The following is a 22,108-nucleotide window of genomic DNA, read 5'->3' as shown; positions in this document are numbered from 1 at the left end:
TCTACTATCAAATAGTGAGAAACGTCGAAAAGGTTCCTTTTGAAGTTACCACCAGTTCTTCCATTGCCCGAGAAATCGCCGTATAGAGAATCCGTCGATCTTGATCGGTATGATAATTTTCTGCTGAAACATCATATAAAAAAACCTGCTTAAATTCCAATCCTTTGGCAAGATAAATCGGTAAAATCGTTCCATGAAATGACACGGCTTGTTTATCGAAGAACTGTTTGAGCTCCTCACTAGATCGACTATCTTTGGTGATGATCGTTACTGGTTGCTTAAGTTCCTTTACTATGTCTACTAAGGCAACATCAGGCAGATTGGCATAAAACTGTGGCAACTTTCCTTCTGGTCGAACGGCAGAGATGTTTAAATTGGTTTCTTTTGGTAGCATTTGGGCAAATAACCGCGTGATTGCACCGCTAGACCGATAACTCGTAGTCAGCTGATACGTTTCGAGGGATTTCGCCTGTTGTTGAAACAACGTTTGGATTTCTGATACGGTGATGGCACTTGTAAAGATCGCCTGTTGCTGATCCCCCACGAGGGTAAAAGCGGTCATAGGAAAAAGACATAATAGAAACTGAATTTGTGCCGGCGTATAATCTTGGACTTCATCAATAAACAGATAGCGTAACGCAGGGACAGGTTGTTTTTCGGCAAGTAAATGACGAATCAGCAATAGACAAACAGTATAATCCAAACTATCTGTTGTTTGCGTCAAAGTGATCTGCCCATGAGTAAAATAGTCGGCACTGTCTGCTAACAATCGTTTCGTATCAAACCAAGTAAGGTCGTTGATTTGTTTCGTAACTTTTGCATATTTTTTCTTCAGGAGGCGAATGGCTGCTTTCTGAATTGTTTTTTCTGAATCATCTTTTAAAACTGTCCCTAAAAGGGATCGTTGCTCGTCTTCAGTCAAAGAACGAACTTGGTCGTGAACATTCGCTGCTAAGGCATTTTTTTGCAATCGATCCTCCCAAGCATAAGCCAATTTCTTTTTGACTGCTTGGATGCGATCGCGCAAGGGTGCCTGTTTCGGTGTCTCTTGGAAGAAAGTCTCGATCGTTTCTTCAGAAAAAAGGACGACGTTTTTTCTTTTGATTGGTTTAAACTGAAGCACAAGTTCTTCTGGCAGCTGTTTGCTCAAGGATTGAAGAAAGCGACTAAAGTCAGCACTGCGCAAAAGGTCGATTGCTTCACTGGGTGTTTGCTGGATGCGGTCAAAATACGCCTCTTCCGATTCTAAGTCAACGCTAGGAAATGCTTGGCAAAACTGGCGCATGGTCAACGTCAATGGATTTTTTTCACCGAGGGAAGGCAGCACTTGCGAAATATAATCAATAAACCGAGAGTTCGGGGAGAGGATCAAGACATTCTCTGCGGTCATCTCTTCACGAAAATGGTACAGCAAAAAGGCGATTCGCTGCATGACAGCAGACGTTTTTCCGCTTCCAGCAACACCGTTGATCAGTAGGTTTTTATGCGCTAAGTCACGGATGATGACGTTTTGTTCGTGTTGGATCGAAGCAGTGATATCTTGCATTTTTTGGCTATTATTGGCTTCAAGGGCTGCCAGTAACACTTCATCTTGAATCGCGACTGAGGTATCAAAGGCTTGCTTCAATTGATCTTTTTCGATAATAAATTGTCGGCGATGTTCAAGAGCAGCAGAAATCGTCTGATTGTTCACTTGATAAGAGACCGGGCCCAAGCGTTTGGCATAGAACAATTCGGCAATAGGGGAGCGCCAATCATAGATCAGCCCTTCCTTATTTTCATTAACAAAACCATTGATCCCAATGTAAAAATCTTCTATCATTTCCTCATCTTCAAATTGTAGGGAGATTTTACCAAAGTAGGGACTATCCAGTAGACGGTCGATGGCAGCTAATTCACGTTCAGCAGATTGAAGAGTGGCGTTCATTTGGTCGATCTCACGATTCTTACTTTCGATGGCAGCAAAAGTATCTAAACGGTCAGCAAAATTATCAAAGTTTAAGCGAATCTCTTCGCCGATGCTTTGCATCGCAAGGCGATCTTTTTTTCTGCCTTCAGTCAATAAACTGTTCAGCATTGTCTTTCGTGTCAGCAATTGCTGGTACGTGTCTGCGAGATGCTTCTTTTCAGCCTTTAGGTCGTTCATTTAGACTCACATCCATTCTCCAAAGTATCTCAATTATACGGGCATCCACCAAAAATACTAGTCTATTTTTTTGACTCTGGATGCGGTATAATAATAGTGGGAAGAGGCAGCTGATTGTTCCAATGTCATGGGAGCAAGCAGAATGCGTCTATTTTTTTGTTTTAAAAATGGGAAAAAGGGTCATTGCTTGTGTTTTTGAAGGGGCTGTTTATACTGAATATAGAGAAAAATACAAAGCGAAAAATCGTTGAGGGAGTGTCAGCATGTCAAAATTATTGTCACCAGTGAAGCTAGCGAATTTAGCATTGGCCAACCGCGTCGTTATGTCGCCGATGTGTATGTATGAAGTAAAAAAAGAAGACGGTGTTGCGGAGCCTTTTCATTTTGTTCACTACGGGGCACGAGCATTAAGCAAAGTCGGCTTGATCATTATTGAAGCGACTGCCGTTGAACCAGACGGACGAATCACAAACAATGATCTAGGGTTATGGAATGAAGAGCAGCAAACAGAGCTGACGAAATTGGTGGAACTGCTGCATGGGTTCGATGCGCAAGTAGGCATCCAACTAAGCCATGCAGGACGAAAAGCAGTTGATGCCAGCAATCCTTTGGCACCAAGTGCCGTTGCCTTTAACGAGCGCTACCCGTTACCGTCAGAAATGACCCTGTCGGAAATCAAACGGGTGCAAGATAGTTTTGTTCAGGCTGCCCAACGAGCAGCCAAAGCGGGTGTCAAGATGATCGAACTTCATGGGGCTCATGGCTACTTGATGGATCAATTTCTTTCGCCTCTCGTCAATCAACGCACCGACCTGTATGGTGGTTCCTTAGAGAATCGGTATCGCTTTGTAAAAGAAACGGTACAAGCAGTTCGAGCAGTCTTTTCTGGGTCCTTGTGGATGCGCTTGTCACTGACAGACTATGAAGAACCAGGACGCCAAAATTCGTTGGAAGATTGGCAGCAAGTAGCCCAATGGCTTCAAGCGGATGGCATTGATTGTCTTGACTGTTCCACAGGTGGAGTGGTGGATAAAAAGCCTAATATTCCGATCTATGATGGCTACCAAGTGCCCTTTGCTGCAGCTATCAAGCAAGTGGTCGATATTCCCGTAGCAGCAGTCGGTTTATTGGATAATCCTGATCTTTGCGAATATCTTTTGCAAACCAATCAAGTGGATTTGGTTTTACAAGGCCGCGCATTGATCAGAAATGTCAACTGGTTGGCAGATGCAGCGGCTAAACTTCACGATAAGTCCTTTCAAGCGTACAATGATTCCTATCAACGTGGGGTGAAACGTTGATATATTTGATAAAAAAATCTCCTAGAAGAAAATTCTTCTTAGGAGATTTTTTTATTCTGCTAGAATATTTTTCAAACGAGTGATGAAAGAGCAATAAGCAAAAGCCAGAAACAAGTGTCTTACTTGTTTCTGGCTTTTTTACATAGAAAAAGCATTATCCTGAGGAATCTTTCTGCTTCATGCTACACTAAAAAAGAAACGGAGGGAAATCAAGATGTTGACAACAGATCGGTTCTTTCACGGCCACGACAAGCAGACCGCTTTTTTTGAAGGCTGGTACCATAAGCACCAAATCGGTGAAGAAGTCTATGCTTTTATTCCAGGTCTTTCGATTCAAGAAGACGGTACCAAAGAAGTGTTCATTCAAGTGATCAATCACGAAGGGGCGCATTACTTTTCCTTTCCAGAAACTGATTTTCAGGTTTCAGAAGAGGAGCGAAAAGTAACGATTGGTGACAATATCTTTAGTGAAGCAGGCATCCAAGTCTCTTTAAAAAATAACGAACTTCAAGTACAAGGAGCAGTAAAGTATAACGACCACAAACCGATTCAGAGGACACGTTATGCGCCGAGTATCATGGGGCCTTTTTCGTATCTGTCATTTATGGAGTGCTACCACGGGGTCTTGAGCATGAGTCATACCTTAGAAGGTACGCTGTACTGGAACGAAGAACCAATCGATTTTACGAACGGGATCGGTTATTTGGAAAAAGATTGGGGAACCTCCTTTCCAGCAGCTTATATTTGGGTTCAGTGCAACAGCTTTGATGCGCCAGATGTTCGGTTCTTTTTCTCCGCAGCCGACATTCCCTTTGCGGGTTTTGCTTTTTTGGGAACGATTTGTGTTCTGCAAGTCGGCAGCCAAGAATATCGTTTTGCTACTTATCATGGCGCAAAGATTCATGATGTCAAACGCACGGAAGACCGTTTAGTGATCCATCTCAAACAAAAACAATGGTCCTTAACGATCGAAGTTTTGACGAAAGAAGGGCATTCTTTGAGGGCACCTTCTATTGGGCAAATGAATCGGATCATTCGCGAAAGTGCCAGTACGGAAATCACCTTGATCCTTTTAGAAAATGGGCAGGAGATCTTAAGGCAGACAGGGATGTCGGCTGGTTTTGAAGAAGTTGCGAATTTGCGAGGATTTCACTATTAAAAAAAGCAGAAAAATTCGTTTCTTTTGATATACTAGTAGATAGTTACTACGAAAACACGTATATTTGGAGGGAAATGGATGAAAAAAATAACGAATGAGACACTGTTTGAACTGAAAACGATTGCGCAGCCTGCAGTGGGACAAAATCAGGTTTTTTACTTGGAAACGGTAGTCAACCCAGAGACCAACACGTATGATTCAGCGATTTATAGTATTGACGCAAAGACCAAACAACGGCGTGAGTGGGGAACAGAAGCGACGACCCACAACAGCCTAAAGGTCTCGCCAGATGAGCAATGGCTCAGTTTTGTGACGACCGATCCAAAGAAAGGTGAAAGTACGTTATGGACGATGCCAGTGTCCGGCGGCAAGCCCCAAGCACTTGTCACTGAAAAAGGTCTGGGGGACTATTTTTGGAAGCAAGACGCAACGGCGGTCTATTATAAGCTGGCACAAGAAGAGACAGTCTCAGAGGATCAAGCTGACAAAGAAAAGACGGACAAGCAAAAGGAATTTCCACAAGTAAAAGCTACTACGAAAGTCAATTACTTGGCGGATGGCGTCGGCTTTTTAAAAGAAAAAAAACATTCGATCATCAAAAAAACGATCGCGACACAAGAAACGGAACTGATTTTTGAGCATAAGTATCCCTTTGTGTTCTCTGGCTTAGCGGATGATCAGAAGACGTTGTTCCTCACCTTTGACAAAGAGGAAGAAGACGAGTGGGACTATGGATCGAAGGTTTGTCTCCTAAATAGCCAGACGAAAAAGACAGAAAGTTTAGAAAACATTCTGCCAGAAGGGACGTATACTTTTGCTGCAGCGCGCAATGATCAGCTATTACTATTAGGCAATGATCTCTCTTACGGATTTGTGACCTTGGATGATTTGTTTTTGATCGATTTAAAAACGAAAGCAGTCAAAAATCTTTCCAAGGAGTTAGATGTTGCTTTTGGCAATGCGATCATCAGTGATTTTCAACAAAAAAATCGCGGCGTAGCGATCACCTGGTTGACGGATGACACATTCCTTGTACCCGTAACGGAGCATGGCAAGCTACAATTGTACCGCGCCTCGATCCAAGGAGAATGGACCAAACTCATTGATGAAAAAATGGATATCCTTGATGCGGCGATCTATTCAGAAGCCAAACTTGCTGTTGCTTATGCGACGCCAACGATCCCTAGTCGTTTAGGCTTGATTGACTTAACAAGTGGCGAAGTAACCGATCTATACGATCCCAACCAAGCAGTTATGTCACAGCTAGCGATCAGTAAACCCGAAGCATTTTGGTACGAAGGTGCAGATGGTTGGCAAATTCAAGGCTGGTATTTACCCCCGACCGAAACACAAGAAAGTCATCCAGCAATTTTGTACATCCATGGCGGTCCGCAAGTCTGCTACGGCGAAACATTTTTCCATGAGATGCAAGTCCATGCCGCTAACGGCTATGGGGTCATCTTGTTGAACCCTCGTGGCGGGCAAGGGTACGGTCAGACGTTTGTCAAATCGATTTTAGGTGATTATGGTAATAAAGATTATCAAGACCTATTGTTGGGGGTTGATGCCGTGGTGGCAAACCATCCAGAAATTGATACGAACACGATCCATGTAGCTGGCGGCAGCTATGGTGGCTTTATGACCAACTGGATCGTTGGCCATACCGATCGTTTTTGTGCAGCAGTTACGCAACGCTCGATCTCAAATTGGATTAGCTTTTATGGGACGAGCGACATTGGACCTGCCTTTGTCAAATTCCAATTGTTGCGGGAACTTGATGCGATCGAAGGACTTTGGAAGATGTCGCCTTTGGCCTATGCCAGCCAAGTCAAGACACCTACACTAGTCCTCCATGGGGAAAATGATTTGCGATGTCCGCAAGAACAAGGACAGCAGTTTTACATGGCGCTGCAGCGTCAAGGCGTCGATACGAAGCTGATGCTGTTTCCTCAGTCCTCTCATGGCTTATCACGCAATGGCTTGCCAAACCTGCGGATAGAACGCTTGCAGGCGATCAGTGAATGGCTTGCATCACATGAGAACAAATCAGTAAATTAACCGAATGAAATCACCTGATAAAGGAATCACTGGTTGGGCTTCTTGAAAAGCCCAACCAGTGATTCCTTTATCAGGTGATTTTTTTGCGCGATCAAAAGCTGCAGGTTCCTGTTATCTTGCCGCCAATAACAGCGACGATTGAAACCAAATTCATATGACGTTTTCTTCACTTGTTAAATAACAAAAAGAAGAAATAGTTTTGCTTGCTTCCTGTGTTTTAGTGTGATATGATACAAAACGTAATCGTTACACTTTAACCTTTTTTGGTGTGACGCAAGAGAAAGGAGCTGGTTATTATGAGAAACAATATTATTTTGGCATGTGTGGAGACAGGGGAAAGACTTTATTTGACCAATAAGAACCAGCGCAATACGCCGGAACGTTTAGAATTAAAAAAATATTCACCAAAGTTGCGGCGCAGAGCGATTTTTCGTGAAATCAAGAAATAGGAAGGAAAATAACTGAATGGCAAAAAAATCAAAAATTGCAAAATACAATAAACAAGTACAACTCATCGAACAATACCGAGCAGTACGCCAAGAACTAAAAGCGCAAGGAGATACCCAAGCATTGGCCAAACTACCGAAGGATTCGAATCCGACTCGTTTGAAAAAACGGGATATGATCGATGGTCGTCCTCGCGGCTACATGAATAAATTCGGCATGTCACGGATCAATTTCCGTAAGCATGCACACCTCGGAGAAATTCCCGGCGTTACAAAAGCAAGCTGGTAACAGAAAGGAGTCAACATGGAAAAAACGGACTTGTCTAGTGCGTATCGACGTTTAAAGAGCCCGAACATCAAAACAAGGAAACGCGCATTAAAAATCATTCATGAATTTAAACGAAACAAACGAAAAAATGCATTGCAGCTGCGTGCATAATGAAAAAGTGAAAGAAAGTTGGAAATGACATGGCAGTACCTGCAAGAAAAACATCAAAAGCAAAAAAGAATAAGCGTCGGACCCACTATGGTGTCAAATCCCCAGCGATTTCGTTTGATGGGACAACAGGAACCTTCAAGCGCAGCCACCATGTATCTTTAGCAGAATATAAAGCGCAACACCCTATCGAAAAGAATTAACGCCGTCTTATGACGCCGTCCAGAAAGCAGGGGGAAAATGGAGATCATCTATCCGTCATTGATTGAAGAAGCCTACCATCACAGTAAAAAATTTCATCCTGAGATCACCAAAGAGGCCATCTATCGCCATTTTTACGAAGCCGGCTTGATCAAAGAAAACGGCGATCCGACGGAAAAAGCCTTGTCAGAAGGGGTCGTTAAAGATTATACTGAGGACTGGGATCTTACCTTTGAAGCGTTTTTAGCGATCTATCCGGTTTTTCGGTCCTTTGATCCAAAGCATTTCAAAAAAATCAATTATTTTTGGGAAATGGATTTGGCTTTGCAAGAAAAAATTCTTGACCAATGGGAGCAAGAAACCTTCACAGAGGAAGAGATCATTGATCTAACTGCTTTTTTTGAAGAGCGATTACCTTCCGAAAAAGAACAGTGAAAGGCGTATATGTGATGAAAAAGACGATCCAGCCATTTTTAAAACTTTTAAAGCCCTATGATTATCTACTGTTTGTTCTGTTAGTTGTCGGCTCTTTTTTACCACTCTTTCTATTTGAAGCGCAAGCCCAAAGTGATACTGGGGATCGTTATGCGATCGTGCGAATCAATGGGGAAGAGGTTGACCGTTTTAACTTAGAAGAAATCGATGCGATGGAAAAAACGTATTATCCAGCAGAAGGTCAGTACAATATCGTCGAGATCAAAGATGGTGCGATCCGAGTGCGTGAAGACAATAGTCCTGACCAAATTGCTGTCAAAACCAGCTGGATCTATCGCAATGGGCAGACGAGCATTTGCCTGCCTCATAAGCTGGTGATCGAGATCAAGCAAGCCGGTGCTTCTGACTATTTGATTTATTAATCGAACTTCGTGGTAGTTGGAAACTATACTATTTTGTGTTGGTGGGAAATCGTTGGATTTTCTACTGACACTTTTTTATTGAAAATAGAAAATAAGTGCGTCTAACTGGAGACAATCTGTTGAACAAATCCTTTAAACCTAGAAAAACAGTTCAGCATTACGAAGCATTGGTTGTGTCTAAATCGCTTGTCCAATAAAGAGGAACGAAAACCCTAAAAATCCTTTTTTATGAAGGGCTATAAGTTGAAGATTTTTTTTATTTGCGATAGGCTATTAGTAAAGCATTCGGGAGATGAAAACACATGAAATTTAAATTGAATCTAAAAGAAAAAGTAACGGAAGTTGCAGAGCATGTCTATGATGTGGTGAAAAAGGAAGATTATGCGATTCGTGTGGCTCCAAAAGGAATCAAAGTAACGAAACAGCGCAAGACGAAAGACACGATCAAATGGCGTTCAAAGAATCACTAATTGAGGAATAAAAAAGAAACTGCATATTCGCAGCTTCTTTTTTTTATTCCTCAATCTCAATCCCCAAGACAGTCAGGTGGCCGTTTGCCACCAGTTTGATGACAAGTTTTGCTAGATGGTCGGGTGTCATCGTTGTTTCTGCCGTTAGCCACCAATGCAAGGTACCAACAAATATCGAGGTCATATAGTCAATGATGAAGTCTAAGGGCACTTCAATGTCTCCTTCGGTGATTCTTAACGTTGAAAAGATCTCTTGGTAACGTTCAGTCAAAATCAGGCCCAACTTTTTACGGATGATCTCAATGGCAGAGGCATCCATGATCGTCAAATAAAAGGAACGATTGTTTTGAATGTGTAAAAAAAGTTCGGTCATGGCCGCTTCGATTTTGCGGATTTTGATGCGATTGCCTTGAACAAAATCTTCAAAATCAAGAATCGCGGTAAATGATTCGACAGCCAAGTCAAATATCTTTTCATACAAGTCTTGTTTGTCTTTGTAATGGGCATAAAAGGTTGCACGGTTGATCATGGCTTCATCGGCGATATTTTGGACAGTCACTTGCTCGAAGCCTTTTTCTTCCACTAAGCGGATAAAAGCTTCAATAATGTACTTATTGGTTCGTTTGACACGTAAATCCAATTTTTTCATATTGTGAATTTCCTTTCAAAATAAACAACAAAAAACGGGTAATTGTTGTTTATCCCACACCTTCCTTAGAATTGTTTGTTGAATTATCAATTAAAAGAATTACAATGAACATAAGTATTATAACAAACGGCTTGTTAGATAATCAACAAAGTGTTGTTTAGATGGAGGCAACAAATGAAAAAATATAAGGCGGGCATCGATGTCGGTTCAACAACGGTCAAGATGGTTTTGTTAGATGAAGGCAATCAAACGTGTTTTTCAAGGTATGAACGACACTATGCAGATATCCAGAAGGCAGCGGAAAAAATCATTAGAGAAGCGCAAGAAGTGATCGAAGATCAGCCGCTGGCGCTGGCGATTACCGGATCGGGTGGGATGGGTCTGGCGGAAGTTTTGCGGATCCCTTTTGTCCAAGAGGTCATCGCTTGTACCAAAACAGTTGAGACAGTGATTCCCGAAACCGATGTGGCCATCGAGTTAGGCGGCGAAGATGCGAAGATCACCTTTTTTGAAGGGGCATTGGAGCAGCGAATGAACGGCAGTTGTGCCGGTGGAACGGGTGCGTTTATTGATCAGATGGCGGTTTTATTGAAAACGGATGCCAATGGGGTCAATGAACTAGCCAAAGATTATCAAACCCTTTATCCGATCGCCTCACGCTGTGGCGTCTTTGCCAAAACCGATGTGCAGCCGCTGATCAATGAAGGAGCAGCAAAAGCGGACATTGCTGCGAGTATTTTTCAAGCGGTGGTCAATCAAACGATTGCTGGCTTAGCTGCTGGTCGTAAAATCAAAGGCAAGGTAGCCTTCTTAGGCGGTCCACTGACGTTTATGTCGGAATTGCGTCAACGATTTATCGATACGTTGAACCTGCAAGAATCAGATATCATTTTTCCCGAGAATCCAGAACTGTTTGTGGCGATGGGGGCTGCACTGTATGCAGAAGAAGAGCAACAGCTTTCTGTACTATTCGACCGCTTAGCCAATGAAGAAGACGGCACACTTGCGCCAACAGATACGCTAGATCCTTTATTCAAAGACGAAGCAGAACTGGCTGCTTTTCGTGCCCGCCATGCTCAAGCGGTGGCCACAGAAAAAGCGTTGTCTGAGCATACAGGCGCTACATATCTAGGCATCGATGCAGGATCAACCACAACGAAAGTGGTTTTGATCAATGATGCAGGGGAATTATTGTTTTCTTTTTATGGCAATAATGAAGGCGAACCGTTAGCGACAACGATGGCGGTTTTACAAGAGCTTTATCGTCAGATGCCTTCTGACGTTTACATCGCAAAGTCAACGATCACAGGTTACGGCGAGCATTTGATCAAACATGCACTGAAAGTCGATATCGGTGAAGTTGAAACGATGGCCCATTACAAAGCTGCCGAACATTTCCAGCCGGGGGTTGATTTTATCCTAGATATTGGTGGGCAAGACATGAAGGCGATGACGGTCAAAGATGGCGCGTTATCTTCGATTCAATTGAATGAAGCCTGTTCCTCAGGATGCGGCTCGTTCATTGAGACCTTTGCCAAATCTATGAATCAGGATGTCAAAGAATTTGCGTTGGCAGCGACAAAAGCCCAAGCACCGGTTGACCTTGGTTCGCGTTGTACCGTCTTTATGAACTCAAAAGTGAAACAGGTCCAAAAAGAAGGGGCTTCTGTTGGCGACATTTCAGCCGGCTTGTCTTACTCGGTCATAAAAAATGCTATCTATAAAGTGATCAAGGTTCGGCGACCTGAAGACCTCGGCGAGAAAATCGTCTGCCAAGGAGGGACTTTCTATAACGAAGCGGTTCTGCGCGCTTTTGAGTTGATCAGCGGCCGTGAAGTCGTTCGACCATCGATCGCCGGTTTGATGGGGGCATATGGTGCTGCTTTGATCGCTTTAGAAGAAGCAGCCCTTGACGATGTTAGTACGTTGTTGTCTCCGGCAGAAATGGTCGATTTCCAAGCAGAAAAAGAATTTACGAATTGCGGTCTATGCGAAAACAATTGCTTGTTGACGGTGACCCTCTTTTCTGACGGTCGAAAATTTATTACCGGAAATCGCTGTGAACGTGGTGCGCGAATCAAAATCAAGAAAGAAGACCGCAAAATCAATCTTGTGGATGAAAAATATCGCCGCTTGTTTAAGTACCGTTCCTTACGTAAAAAAGATGCCGTCCATGGCGAAATCGGTCTACCAAGAGTATTGAATCTTTATGAAAATTATCCGCTTTGGCATACCTTTTTCACCAAGTTAGGGTTTCGAGTAACCTTGTCGCCACGTTCCAACAAAGAACTATATGAGCAAGGGATCGAAACGATTCCTAGTGATACGGTTTGTTACCCAGCCAAACTAGCCCATGGACACATCCAAGCACTGATTGATCAAAACGTACCGTTGATATTTTATCCAGGGGTCATTTTTGAGCGATTAGAGAACACTGCCGCTGAGAATCATTTTAACTGTCCGATTGTGCAAAGCTATCCAGAAGTGATTCGTAACAACGTCGATGCGATTCGTGAAGGGGCGGTTGACTACCGCTGTCCGTTTTTGAATTTGGCGGATGAAGCCTCAATGGTCAAAACTTTAACGAGTACTTTTCAAGATTTTGGTTTTGTAGAAGAAGAAATTGCCCAAGCCCTACGCAGCGGTTTCGAGGAGCTGGACCAGTTCAAGGCAGATATTGCGCAACGGGGAGAAGAAACGCTACGTATGCTGATGACGACCAATCATAAAGGGATCGTTTTATCTGGAAGACCGTATCATTTGGACCCTGAAATCAACCATGGGATTGCAGAAGTCATTACCCAAGAAGGCTTCCATGTATTGACTGAGGACAGTATTGCTCATTTAGCAAATGTCGGCGATCTGCGGGTTGTGGATCAATGGGTCTATCATTCGCGATTGTATGCGGCAGCTCGAGTGGTCGCGAAAAACAAACAATTAGAACTGGTTCAATTAAACTCATTCGGTTGCGGGATCGACGCAGTCACTACTGATCAAGTCGAAGAGATTATGGCGCAGTATGGGAAGTTATATACGGTGTTGAAAATCGATGAGGGAGCGAACCTTGGGGCAATCCGGATTCGGTTGCGTTCCTTGAAAGCAGCAGTCAACGAACGGGACAAACAGCACTTTGTTCCTAAAAAGCAATACGAGGAACCGGCAAAGATTATTTTTACCAAAGAGATGCGCAAGCAGCACACGCTCTTATTGCCGATGTTGAGTCCCATCCATCAAAGCGGGTTAGTCGATTTGGCTTTGCAAGCTTCTGGGTATCAAGTGGTCTGTCTACCTAGTGAAGATCGTGAGGCGGTCAATGTCGGTTTACGCTTTGTCAATAATGATGCGTGTTATCCGGCGATCATTTCCATTGGACAGCTAGTGGAAGCATTGCAAAGCGGAAAATATGATGTTGAAAATACCAGTGTTTTGATGACCCAGACGGGCGGCGGGTGTCGTGCAACGAACTATATTCCTTTGTTACGTAAAGCACTGAACGATGCAGGATTCCCACAAGTGCCGGTGGTATCTATTTCGATGGGCAACACCGGGGTTGAATCAAATCCGGGCTTTCGCTTTACCTTACCGATGATGAAGCGTTTGGCGGTGGCATTTTTATACGGAGATCTCTTTGAACGGGTCGTTTATCGCACCCGTCCATATGAGCAAGAAGCAGGGGCTGTCGATCGGCTCCATCAAGAATGGCTGGAAAAAATTGCCAAAAACGTTCGTAATGGCTCCTTCAGTCTGTTTAATCGCAATATGAAAAAAATCATTCAAGCCTTTGATCAAGTGCCCCTAACAGATATCAAGAAGCCGCGTGTCGGAGTCGTGGGAGAGATTTTAATGAAATATTCACCGACAGCTAATAACGATGTCGTTCGCCTGTTAGAAGCAGAAGGAGCGGAAGCGGTCGTACCGGATATTGTCGGCTTCATGAATTATTCCCTTTACAATCAGATTTGGCGCTACGAGCATTTGGGGATGGCGAAGAAAAGTAAAATGATCGCTGATTTTGCGATCATGGCGATTGAAAGGCTCCAAAAACCGATGGATAAAGCACTGCGGGCGTCAACGCGTTTTGATGGTATCCATTCGATCCATCAGCTTGCCAAGCAAGCGAGCGAGATTGTTTCCATCGGCAATCATACGGGAGAAGGCTGGTTCTTGACCGGTGAGATGATTGATCTGTTGGAAAATGATGTCAACAATATCATTTGTCTGCAACCATTTGGCTGCCTGCCTAACCATGTAGTAGGAAAAGGTGTTATGAAAGAATTACGTCGTCAATACCCACAGGCGAACATTGCAGCGATTGATTACGATCCAGGTGTCTCGATCGTCAATCAATTGAATCGTATCCGCTTGCTGATGGCCACTGCTAATAAAGCGCTGGCTGAATAAATTCCCAAGTCAGCGACCGAACCAATTTAAAAGCAAAGAAACTGCTCTTGTTTGGACAATTTGTGATAACTTCTTTTTCTGCCTATAAAATGGGGAAAGAATTCGCACAAATTGAGAAAAACAGAGCAGTTTTTGCTTTTTTTATTAGCTATTTAGGTATATACCAGTTATAATAGGAGGGGAACGGAGGAATGTGTAGTGGTGGAAAAATTACCTGTTTATATCCAGATTCATGATCAAATTAAAGCCAATATTGAAAACAATACATACAAAATCGGGGATCGTCTGCCTTCAGAACGGGAGTTGTCGAAACAATTCGGCGTGAGTCGCATGACGTTGCGACAAGCGATCCAAACCTTAGCAGATGAGGGGATTCTTGAGCGTAAAATCGGTTCCGGCACTTATGTGGCTCGCCAAAAAGTACAGGAAAAAATGACGGGCACGACGAGTTTTACCGAAATTATGAATTCTCTTGGTCGTAAGCCTTCTAGCAAAGCAGTCGCTTATTTCTTAACTGCACCTAGCTCCAGTGAAATGGAAAAGCTGCAATTAGAAGGTCACGAAACGATTTTACGGATGGAGCGGATTCGGTATGCGGATGATGTGCCGATCTGTTTTGAAGTCGCGAGTATCCCTGAAAAGTTTATTCATGACTTTAGCAAGGAGGAGATTATCTCTTCCCTCTATAAAGTGTTGGAAGAAAAAGGACAGCGGAAAATTGGCGGCGCTTCGCAAACGATCTCAGCCATGGTCGCTTCCGAGCAAATTGCTGATTACTTACAAATCAAACGCGGCGATGCGATTTTACGTATGCGGCAAATCACTTCATTTGAAGATGGTCAACCATTTGAATACGTGCGCACCCAATATGTTGGTAATCGTTTTGAATTTTATATGGAAAAATAACCTGTCTATTCCAATTGGCAACAAAAAGACCAAAAAAGCCGAAAGGACCTTACGAGCGTATCTGCTGTTGCTTAGCGTTGCTGGGTGTATGACCGTTTCGGCTTTTCAAATATTGGGGCTTCCTGCATTGGTTGTAGCAAACTTGGCAGCGTCCTCCTTGAGGAAAAGAGCACACACTGGAAGGTCTTTAGTAAGCTGGCTTACTCTGTTGACTGCTCGATCAAGCGTTCTACATATTCGGTAGTCCCTCTGGTCAATTGCACTTGACCTTGTAGCAAATCGATCAGAGCGGCTTCTTGGTCGGCAAGTACTGCTTCAGGAATCATTAAGGTGACAACGATTTTCTCCGTATAAGCAATATCTTTTATATAGATATTCTGCAGTTCTAAGTAGTTTTGGAGCTTGCCTAAAAGGGGATACTCGATGGTCAAGGCAAGTTCTTGATGCAAAATACCCTCGACGATTCCTACCTCTTTGATTCCAGCAGAGGCCGAACTTGAATAAGCGCGAATCAATCCACCAGCACCCAGTTTCGTTCCACCGAAGTAGCGGGTAACAACGGCGATCACATTGATCAGTTCGTTTTTCTTTAACACTTCTAAAATCGGTACCCCAGCGGTGCCGCTAGGTTCACCATCATCACTGCTGCGTTGGATCTCATGGTTTTCACCCAATACATAGGCGCTGCAATGATGATTTGCCTTCCAATGCTCTTTCTTGAGAGCTTGAATAAACGCTTTGGCTTCGTCTTCTGATTGAATTCTTTTTAATGAACAGAGGAAACGCGATTTTTTGATTTCTATTTCTGTTTCTCCGTCTTGTCGAATCGTTCGATAAGTCACGCGTACGATCGCCTCCTTTATGTTTCTAGTATAGGCAATCGGAAGGAAAGTTACAAATAGAAGAAAGAAACAGGTACGAACATAGACCCTAAAAAGAGGAGGCATTTGCTTTGGGTAGACGCAAAAAGTACGATACGATCACTCACTATTTAAAGAACAACGGCGGTTCGCAAATCACCTTAACGTTTACGCAGTTTGATGAATTTCTTTTCCCCGCATCCGGTTTGCCCAAAAGTGCCCGTACCAGTAGCGATTGGTGGGCGAATGATTACCGCCATCCAGAAAATGGGGCGTATGCGTGGCTGAATGCCGGCTACGAGGTAGTCCTCGTCAATTTAAAAAAAGAGTATGTCGTTTTTAATCGTTTAGTAAAATCAAACTGGTTGCTGGATAGAAAGCGTTGACAAATTTCAAACTTGTTCTATACTAGAGATAGGAAATGTTATCTTATTCTTAAAATTCAAGGAGTGTTCGATATGGCGAAAAAAACAATTATGTTAGTTTGTTCTGCAGGAATGAGTACAAGCTTATTAGTAACAAAAATGCAAAAAGCAGCTGAAGCAAAAGGATTAGAAGCAGATATTTTTGCAGTTTCCGCATCAGAAGCAGATCAACATTTAGAAAGCAAAGACGTAAATGTTTTATTATTAGGACCACAAGTTCGTTTCATGAAAGGCGATTTTGAGAAACGTCTAGCGCCAAAAGGAATTCCATTAGAAGTAATCAACATGGCAGATTACGGCATGATGAACGGCGAAAAAGTCTTAGATCAAGCCTTGACATTGATCGGTGAATAAGCAAGACCTGCTGTTAAATGAACGATAGATTCTGTAACCGGTTCAAGTACTTTTTGAAAAGTACTTGAACCGGTTTTTTTGCGTACTTAAAACTGAGGTGTATGTTATGACTAATCAAAAAGGAAGACAATTTTTTGTTTTAGATGAAACAATGAGTGTAGGAAAACCCTTTGATTCTCGACCGGCAATGTTCGAGCAGGGGAAGAGAATCGTTTGTCAGCGTTGCGGATCTTCCCACCACAAGCCGTCGGTGCAATTACCGATAGGCTGCTATTACTGTCCAACTTGTATTCGCTATGGTCGGATCACATCAGATGGCCAACTTGTAATTCAACAAACGGATCTTCCAGCCTTTGATCACAAGATCGTCTGGCCAGGAGTGTTGACTTCGTTTCAGCAAAAAATTTCTCAGCAACTAGTAGCAAATTGTCGACAAAAGAAATCGTCTCTTGTTTGGTCAGTCACGGGTTCAGGGAAGACCGAGATGATCTTTGAAACGATCCGCCACGTACGGCAAGAAGGTGGTCGTGTGGCGATCGTCTCGCCACGGATCGATGTCTGCCGTGAACTGTTCCCCCGGATTCAACAAGCGTTCCCACAAGAGGAAAGCCTGCTCCTTTATGGGGAATCAGAAGAACCTTATCGTTATACAACGATCCTTATTGCCACCACTCATCAGCTACTGCATTTTTATCGCAGCTTTCAACTGATCGTGGTAGATGAGGTAGATGCATTTCCCTACGAGGGCGATACGCAGCTGCGTTACGGATTATACAATGCCTTGGCAGAAAACGGGTGTCTGATCTATTTAAGTGCGACGCCTTCAGAACGGCTGCTGCAAGAAATTCGTGGAAAATTCGCTGTGTTGAAAATGCCGTTGCGGTTTCATCAGCGTCCGCTGATCGTTCCCAAACCTATTCATTATAGCCGCTGGGCGCAGGCTTATCGCAAAAAACGTTGGCTGCGACCATTGCTACAGCACTTGCAGCGGTTGGTTAAAAAAAACTTTGTCTTGGTATTTTGTCCAAGTATTCAGCTGATGAAGGAAATGGAAGGGGCTGTCCGCAGGCAAGAAGCATCATGGCTCATCACTAGTGTTTCTTCACAAGATGAAAAACGGAGGGAAAAAGTCCAATCGGCACGCAGCCAAGTGTACAAGGTGTTGTTTACAACGATGATTTTAGAACGAGGCGTAACGTTTGAAAATGTCTCAGTGGTGGTATTGGGAGCCAATCATCCAGTCTTTACAAAATCGGCGTTAGTGCAAATCGCTGGCCGTGTCGATCGCAAAGGTGCGTTTACAGAAGGGGAAGTCATTTTTTTCTACGACCAAATGACAGAAGCGATTCGTCAAGCAATTAAAGAAATCAATGAGATGAACCAATTAGCAAGGAGCTGGTTGACCGATGGAGTGTAGTTGGTGCCAAATATTTTTTCCAAGAGAGGTAACGATCATTGAGCTATTGGCTCCTTGGCGCATCCCCGAAAAAGAATTATGTCCACAATGCGCTCAGCGATTTACCGTGATCGATTGGCAAAGCTGCTGCCCAACATGTGGCAAAAAGGATACCATTTCCTGCAGTGACTGTCTCTTTTGGGCGAAAACCTGTCCCATGATCCATTTGCAGCATCGGGCACTGTTCGCTTACGATCAAGGGATGAAGGCGTGGATTCACGAATACAAATTAATGGGAAACTATCAGTTGCGAGAGACCTTTGCTGCGGCCATCAGACAAAAGATCAACAACTTTGAATACGATTGTTTGATACCCATCCCGCTATCGGCAGAACGTTACCAGCAGCGAGGGTTTAATCAAGTGACCGCTGTGCTGGATGCAGCCGGAGTCAAGTCGCAAGAATGGCTGGATAAAGTGGTTGATACCGCACCACAAGCTCAACGTTCTCGCAAGCAACGATTAGAGGAGACCCAACCTTTTGCGGTGAAGCCGGATGTAGCATGTGAAATCAAAGGGAAAAAATTATTGTTGATCGATGATGTTTACACTACCGGTAGAACGTTATATCACGCAGCTGAAGCATTGCAGACCTTTGCCCCCCAGTCGATTCGATCCTTTTCCTTTGCCCGTTGAATCGTTATTTTGAAAACGCTTAAAGAAAATTGTTCGATTTACTAGGCAAATGACCAAGAGTTCGATATAATAGAGTTAAGAAGAAGAAAAGAGTGGTCCTTTTCCTTCTTTACTGGTAGACGAAAGGGGTAATTTTTATGTTTAGATATAATGTGCGCGGCGAAAATATCGAGGTAACAGAAGCGATCCGTGATTACGTCGAGAAAAAAGTAGGTAAATTAGAACGTTATTTTAATGATGTGCCGGAAGCAACAGCACATGTTAATTTGAAAGTATATACTGAAAAAACAGCAAAAGTAGAAGTAACGATTCCTTTACCATTCTTAGTTCTGCGTGCGGAAGAAACCTCACCTGATCTATATGCTAGTATCGATTTGGTTGTTGACAAATTGGAACGCCAAATCCGCAAATTTAAAACAAAAATCAACCGCAAATCTCGTGAGACAGCGTTGGTTCCGCCAACAGATGGTGATTTGTTCACAACTGAAGCAAATGATGAAGAAAACAATGGTTCTGAATTAGACATCGTACGTACAAAACGTTTGTCTTTAAAACCAATGGACAGTGAAGAAGCTGTTTTACAAATGAACATGCTTGGACACAACTTCTTTATCTTTGAAGATGCGGAAACGAATGGAACGAGCATTGTGTACCGTCGAAAAGATGGCAAATACGGGTTGATCGAAACAGATTAACAAGTGTTGAGTCTTTTTCTCGACACCCCAAAAAGTCTTTTTTGACAGAGTAGCTGAGAAGCTACTCTGTTTTTTTATATTGTCTATAAAGGGAGAAATTCTTTTTTATATCTAAATCCTTTCAAGTTATCTTTTAAGTTAATGTGTTATACTATAGATGAAATAATACAAGGAGAGTGAATCATGACTACGCTAGCAGATGTTGCTAAAAAAGCAAATGTTTCCGCAATGACCGTTTCTCGAGTGATCAATCATCCGGACAAAGTAACTGAAGAGTTAAAGCAATTAGTTCATCAAGCGATGCTTGAATTGGATTATCAGCCGAACATTGCTGCCAAATCATTAGTTTCCAAGCGTTCCCATATCATCAAAGTGTATATCTTAGAGGAGATGGATACGACAGAACCTTACTATATGAACTTATTGGTTGGGATCGCTCGTTCTATCGGTAAAGCACACTATTCTTTGCAGCTGGTTACGACTGACGGGGTGGATCGTGGCCCAGCAGATGGCAGTATCATTACGGGCTTTCGGCAGGCTGACATGGACTGGATAAGAAATTTAAGGAAGCCTGTGGTGTTATTTGGTGAAAATGAAGCTGGGTTCAGTTTTGTCGACAGTGACAACTACCAGGGAATCGTTTCTGCATGCAAACATGCTATCGAGGCCGGCTATCAACAATTGGTCTATATTGGTTTAGAGTTGGAAGAAGCGTTTACGAAAAGCCGAGAAAAAGGATACATAGATACAGTCACAAAAGTGGGACAAGCACCAAAAATCTATCGTTTCGACAATCGCTCTTCCGCCGCCCGCAAGTTTATCCAAACGCAGAATGAGCATTTAGTGAAAAACACTTGTTTTATCTGTGCTACGGATCGTTTAGCCTTAGGCATTAATCAAGGCTTGCAGTCGATCGGAGTGGAGGTGCCAGCTGATTTTGGGATCATCGGCTATGATGGCGTATTCCTTGATCAGGTAAGTTCGCCAAAATTGACAACGATGAAGCAAGCCATCGTGGAAATGGGGGAAGCTTGCGGCGAATTATTGATCCAAAAAATCGAACATAATGATACAAGCCAGCGACAACAGCGCTTTTTACCTCAACTGGTGGCTCGTGAATCCACAAGGTGAAAATTAAGCAAATGGTTGCGCAATTTCTTTTTGATTCCTCGATATCTTAATTTAAAGGCTTTTTCTATTTTTGTTATCGCTAACATTTAGAAAAGGTTTGCCATTTTAAGAAACCGGTTGCATAATGGAGTTACAAATTGCAGGAGGTAAAGAGGATGAAAGTGAATTGGAAAAAGGCAGCTTTAGGATTAGTTTCAGGAAGCGCATTGTTAGCGCTTGCGGCATGTGGAGGCAACAGCGGTAGTACCGATGGTAGCAATGCAGATGCAGGTTCAGGTAGCGATGAAAAAACGATCACAGTCTCTGTAGGCGCAGACTATATTGATTATATCAATGAAGTGAAATCTGACTTTGAATCTGAAAATGATGTGACCATCAACGTTGTAGAAATGGACATGTTCGATCAAATGGATGCGCTTCAATTAGACGGACCAGCTGGCAAAGGACCCGACGTTACGATGTCTCCTTATGACCGCGTGGGTCAAGTAGGATCACAAGGGCATTTGGCAGAAATGACTTTGCCAGATGATGGCCGATACAGCGATACAGACAAGCAACAAGTGACGATCGATGATAAAATCTATGGCGCACCAGCAATGATTGAAGCGGTTGTCATGTTTTATAACAAAGATTTGATCGATGAAGCGCCAGCAACATTTTCTGATTTAGAAGAACTAGCAAAAGATGATCGTTTTGCAGAAGGCGATGACAATGTTGGCTTCTTAGCTCGCTGGACAGACTTTTATTATACGTATGGTCTATTAGCTGGTTATGGTGGTTATGTCTTTGGGGATGAAGGAACAGATCCATCTGATTTAGGGATCAACAATGAAGGTTCTGTTGAAGCGATCTCCTATGCAACAGATTGGTTCCAAAATGTTTGGCCACAAGGAATGCTGGACGTATCAGCCAACGAAAACTTGATGTTGGATTACTTCAACCAAGGCAAAACAGCAGCTATCATCTACGGACCATGGGGCGTGAACGGCTTTGAAGAAGCAGGGATCAACTATGGCGTAGCGAAAATTCCAACATTGAGCAATGGCAGTGATTATGAAACATTTGGCGGAGGAAAAGCGTGGGTTGTTTCCAACTACTCACAAAACAAAGACGTTTCTCAACAATTTGTCGAGTATTTGACCAACGAAGCCAATCAAGAGAAATTGTATGACATGCGTCATGATATTCCAGCAAACATTATGGCTCAAGAAACAGTCGCTGCTTCTGATGATCCAGTAGCAAAAGCAGTAATCGAGCAATACAGTGTTTCACAACCAATGCCAAATATCCCTGAAATGTCTGAGGTTTGGGTAGGGGCTGAAAACATGCTATTTGATGCAGGTTCAGGTAATATGACTCCTCAAGAAGCAGCGGATAATGCTGCCAAAACAATCGAAGAAGCGATTGAGCAGAAATATTAATAAATAGCCGATTACGGTCTGTCATTCATGTCGACGATTCTATAGAGGATGTTTGTCAAAAGGATTCCTTGCAACGTAGCACGCAAGAAATTGCTTGATGAG

22 protein-coding genes are annotated in these 22,108 nt (G+C 43.1%); 19 read left to right on the top strand and 3 right to left on the bottom strand.

What is annotated here, in order from left to right; all coding sequences use genetic code 11:
- Positions 1–7: 7 nt before the first annotated feature.
- Complete coding sequence (locus A5870_RS12455) at positions 8–2,146, bottom strand: HelD family protein (RefSeq protein WP_086293126.1); 2,139 nt, start codon at positions 2,144–2,146, stop codon at positions 8–10.
- A 263-nt stretch (positions 2,147–2,409) separates the two neighbouring features.
- Here A5870_RS12455 and A5870_RS12450 point away from each other — a divergent pair, with 263 nt between their 5' ends.
- The 10 genes from A5870_RS12450 to A5870_RS17390 all read left to right on the top strand — a co-directional run bounded on the left by A5870_RS12450 (position 2,410) and on the right by A5870_RS17390 (position 9,074).
- Entirely contained in the window at positions 2,410–3,447 is a 1,038-nt protein-coding gene (locus A5870_RS12450) for an NADH:flavin oxidoreductase/NADH oxidase (RefSeq protein WP_086293124.1), read from the top strand.
- A 214-nt stretch (positions 3,448–3,661) separates the two neighbouring features.
- Positions 3,662–4,606, top strand: coding sequence for a tocopherol cyclase family protein (locus tag A5870_RS12445; RefSeq protein WP_086293122.1), 945 nt, complete (start codon positions 3,662–3,664; stop codon positions 4,604–4,606).
- A gap of 78 nt (positions 4,607–4,684) precedes the next feature.
- Positions 4,685–6,664, top strand: a complete 1,980-nt coding sequence (locus A5870_RS12440) for a S9 family peptidase (RefSeq protein ID WP_086293120.1) — start codon at positions 4,685–4,687, stop codon at positions 6,662–6,664.
- Positions 6,665–6,960: 296 nt separating this feature from the next.
- Positions 6,961–7,113 carry a 50S ribosomal protein L33 gene (gene rpmG / locus A5870_RS12435; protein WP_005225339.1) on the top strand — a complete coding sequence of 51 codons (153 nt, stop codon included), beginning with the start codon at positions 6,961–6,963 and terminating at the stop codon, positions 7,111–7,113.
- 16 nt (positions 7,114–7,129) lie between these two features.
- Positions 7,130–7,399 carry a 30S ribosomal protein S14 gene (gene rpsN / locus A5870_RS12430; protein WP_005225340.1) on the top strand — a complete coding sequence of 90 codons (270 nt, stop codon included), beginning with the start codon at positions 7,130–7,132 and terminating at the stop codon, positions 7,397–7,399.
- 15 nt (positions 7,400–7,414) lie between these two features.
- Positions 7,415–7,549, top strand: a complete 135-nt coding sequence (locus tag A5870_RS12425) for a putative metal homeostasis protein (protein ID WP_005237325.1) — start codon at positions 7,415–7,417, stop codon at positions 7,547–7,549.
- Between the two features lie 29 nt (positions 7,550–7,578).
- Positions 7,579–7,749: a 50S ribosomal protein L32 gene (gene rpmF / locus A5870_RS12420; protein WP_086293118.1), complete on the top strand. Its 171-nt coding sequence runs from the start codon at positions 7,579–7,581 to the stop codon at positions 7,747–7,749.
- Positions 7,750–7,786: 37 nt separating this feature from the next.
- On the top strand, positions 7,787–8,182 hold the full coding sequence (locus tag A5870_RS12415; protein WP_086293116.1) for a hypothetical protein: 396 nt from the start codon (positions 7,787–7,789) through the stop codon (positions 8,180–8,182).
- 14 nt (positions 8,183–8,196) lie between these two features.
- Positions 8,197–8,604, top strand: a complete 408-nt coding sequence (locus A5870_RS12410; protein ID WP_005237322.1) for a NusG domain II-containing protein — start codon at positions 8,197–8,199, stop codon at positions 8,602–8,604.
- 302 nt (positions 8,605–8,906) lie between these two features.
- Positions 8,907–9,074, top strand: coding sequence for a hypothetical protein (locus A5870_RS17390; protein WP_005237320.1), 168 nt, complete (start codon positions 8,907–8,909; stop codon positions 9,072–9,074).
- A 43-nt stretch (positions 9,075–9,117) separates the two neighbouring features.
- Here the strand turns inward: A5870_RS17390 and A5870_RS12405 are convergent, their stop codons facing one another.
- Positions 9,118–9,723: a TetR/AcrR family transcriptional regulator gene (locus tag A5870_RS12405; RefSeq protein WP_005237309.1), complete on the bottom strand. Its 606-nt coding sequence runs from the start codon at positions 9,721–9,723 to the stop codon at positions 9,118–9,120.
- A gap of 174 nt (positions 9,724–9,897) precedes the next feature.
- Between A5870_RS12405 and A5870_RS12400 the strand changes: the two genes are divergently transcribed.
- Positions 9,898–14,124: a 2-hydroxyacyl-CoA dehydratase gene (locus A5870_RS12400; RefSeq protein WP_086293115.1), complete on the top strand. Its 4,227-nt coding sequence runs from the start codon at positions 9,898–9,900 to the stop codon at positions 14,122–14,124.
- 198 nt (positions 14,125–14,322) lie between these two features.
- Positions 14,323–15,030, top strand: coding sequence for a GntR family transcriptional regulator (locus A5870_RS12395; RefSeq protein ID WP_005228765.1), 708 nt, complete (start codon positions 14,323–14,325; stop codon positions 15,028–15,030).
- 200 nt (positions 15,031–15,230) lie between these two features.
- Here A5870_RS12395 and A5870_RS12390 read toward each other — a convergent pair whose 3' ends face one another.
- A complete protein-coding gene (locus tag A5870_RS12390; RefSeq protein WP_016613813.1) occupies positions 15,231–15,872 on the bottom strand; it encodes a YigZ family protein in 642 nt (213 codons plus the stop codon).
- Between the two features lie 110 nt (positions 15,873–15,982).
- Here A5870_RS12390 and A5870_RS12385 point away from each other — a divergent pair, with 110 nt between their 5' ends.
- From A5870_RS12385 to A5870_RS12355, 7 genes are all read left to right on the top strand, one after another.
- Positions 15,983–16,276: a DUF7662 domain-containing protein gene (locus tag A5870_RS12385; protein WP_005237305.1), complete on the top strand. Its 294-nt coding sequence runs from the start codon at positions 15,983–15,985 to the stop codon at positions 16,274–16,276.
- A 72-nt stretch (positions 16,277–16,348) separates the two neighbouring features.
- A complete protein-coding gene (locus A5870_RS12380; RefSeq protein WP_005228768.1) occupies positions 16,349–16,669 on the top strand; it encodes a PTS sugar transporter subunit IIB in 321 nt (106 codons plus the stop codon).
- A gap of 106 nt (positions 16,670–16,775) precedes the next feature.
- On the top strand, positions 16,776–18,086 hold the full coding sequence (locus A5870_RS12375) for a DEAD/DEAH box helicase (protein ID WP_086293114.1): 1,311 nt from the start codon (positions 16,776–16,778) through the stop codon (positions 18,084–18,086).
- On the top strand, positions 18,076–18,759 hold the full coding sequence (locus tag A5870_RS12370; protein ID WP_086293112.1) for a ComF family protein: 684 nt from the start codon (positions 18,076–18,078) through the stop codon (positions 18,757–18,759). Before A5870_RS12375 ends, A5870_RS12370 begins: the two co-directional genes overlap by 11 nt.
- Positions 18,760–18,896: 137 nt before the next feature.
- A complete protein-coding gene (gene hpf, locus A5870_RS12365; protein ID WP_005237301.1) occupies positions 18,897–19,454 on the top strand; it encodes a ribosome hibernation-promoting factor, HPF/YfiA family in 558 nt (185 codons plus the stop codon).
- A gap of 183 nt (positions 19,455–19,637) precedes the next feature.
- Positions 19,638–20,585: a LacI family DNA-binding transcriptional regulator gene (locus A5870_RS12360; RefSeq protein ID WP_086293110.1), complete on the top strand. Its 948-nt coding sequence runs from the start codon at positions 19,638–19,640 to the stop codon at positions 20,583–20,585.
- 155 nt (positions 20,586–20,740) lie between these two features.
- Positions 20,741–22,006, top strand: coding sequence for an extracellular solute-binding protein (locus A5870_RS12355; RefSeq protein WP_086293107.1), 1,266 nt, complete (start codon positions 20,741–20,743; stop codon positions 22,004–22,006).
- The last annotated feature ends 102 nt before the right edge of the window (positions 22,007–22,108 follow it).

Origin of the sequence: Enterococcus sp. 2G9_DIV0600 (assembly GCF_002140615.1) — a bacterium.
GTDB lineage: Bacteria > Bacillota > Bacilli > Lactobacillales > Enterococcaceae > Enterococcus_D > Enterococcus_D innesii.
The sequence above is the reverse complement of the archived record's forward strand: the minus strand, read 5'-3'. Positions and strand labels throughout refer to the sequence as shown.

Excerpts from the sequence above, each read along its gene's own strand:
- A5870_RS12455 (WP_086293126.1), bottom strand. The coding sequence starts at position 2,146 with ATGAACGACCTAAAGGCTGAAAAGAAGCATCTCGCAGACACGTACCAG.
- A5870_RS12450 (WP_086293124.1), top strand. The coding sequence starts at position 2,410 with ATGTCAAAATTATTGTCACCAGTGAAGCTAGCGAATTTAGCATTGGCC.
- A5870_RS12445 (WP_086293122.1), top strand. The coding sequence starts at position 3,662 with ATGTTGACAACAGATCGGTTCTTTCACGGCCACGACAAGCAGACCGCT.
- A5870_RS12440 (WP_086293120.1), top strand. The coding sequence starts at position 4,685 with ATGAAAAAAATAACGAATGAGACACTGTTTGAACTGAAAACGATTGCG.
- rpmG (WP_005225339.1), top strand. The coding sequence starts at position 6,961 with ATGAGAAACAATATTATTTTGGCATGTGTGGAGACAGGGGAAAGACTT.
- rpsN (WP_005225340.1), top strand. The coding sequence starts at position 7,130 with ATGGCAAAAAAATCAAAAATTGCAAAATACAATAAACAAGTACAACTC.
- A5870_RS12425 (WP_005237325.1), top strand. The coding sequence starts at position 7,415 with ATGGAAAAAACGGACTTGTCTAGTGCGTATCGACGTTTAAAGAGCCCG.
- rpmF (WP_086293118.1), top strand. The coding sequence starts at position 7,579 with ATGGCAGTACCTGCAAGAAAAACATCAAAAGCAAAAAAGAATAAGCGT.
- A5870_RS12415 (WP_086293116.1), top strand. The coding sequence starts at position 7,787 with ATGGAGATCATCTATCCGTCATTGATTGAAGAAGCCTACCATCACAGT.
- A5870_RS12410 (WP_005237322.1), top strand. The coding sequence starts at position 8,197 with ATGAAAAAGACGATCCAGCCATTTTTAAAACTTTTAAAGCCCTATGAT.
- A5870_RS17390 (WP_005237320.1), top strand. The coding sequence starts at position 8,907 with ATGAAATTTAAATTGAATCTAAAAGAAAAAGTAACGGAAGTTGCAGAG.
- A5870_RS12405 (WP_005237309.1), bottom strand. The coding sequence starts at position 9,723 with ATGAAAAAATTGGATTTACGTGTCAAACGAACCAATAAGTACATTATT.
- A5870_RS12400 (WP_086293115.1), top strand. The coding sequence starts at position 9,898 with ATGAAAAAATATAAGGCGGGCATCGATGTCGGTTCAACAACGGTCAAG.
- A5870_RS12380 (WP_005228768.1), top strand. The coding sequence starts at position 16,349 with ATGGCGAAAAAAACAATTATGTTAGTTTGTTCTGCAGGAATGAGTACA.
- A5870_RS12375 (WP_086293114.1), top strand. The coding sequence starts at position 16,776 with ATGACTAATCAAAAAGGAAGACAATTTTTTGTTTTAGATGAAACAATG.
- A5870_RS12370 (WP_086293112.1), top strand. The coding sequence starts at position 18,076 with ATGGAGTGTAGTTGGTGCCAAATATTTTTTCCAAGAGAGGTAACGATC.
- hpf (WP_005237301.1), top strand. The coding sequence starts at position 18,897 with ATGTTTAGATATAATGTGCGCGGCGAAAATATCGAGGTAACAGAAGCG.
- A5870_RS12360 (WP_086293110.1), top strand. The coding sequence starts at position 19,638 with ATGACTACGCTAGCAGATGTTGCTAAAAAAGCAAATGTTTCCGCAATG.
- A5870_RS12355 (WP_086293107.1), top strand. The coding sequence starts at position 20,741 with ATGAAAGTGAATTGGAAAAAGGCAGCTTTAGGATTAGTTTCAGGAAGC.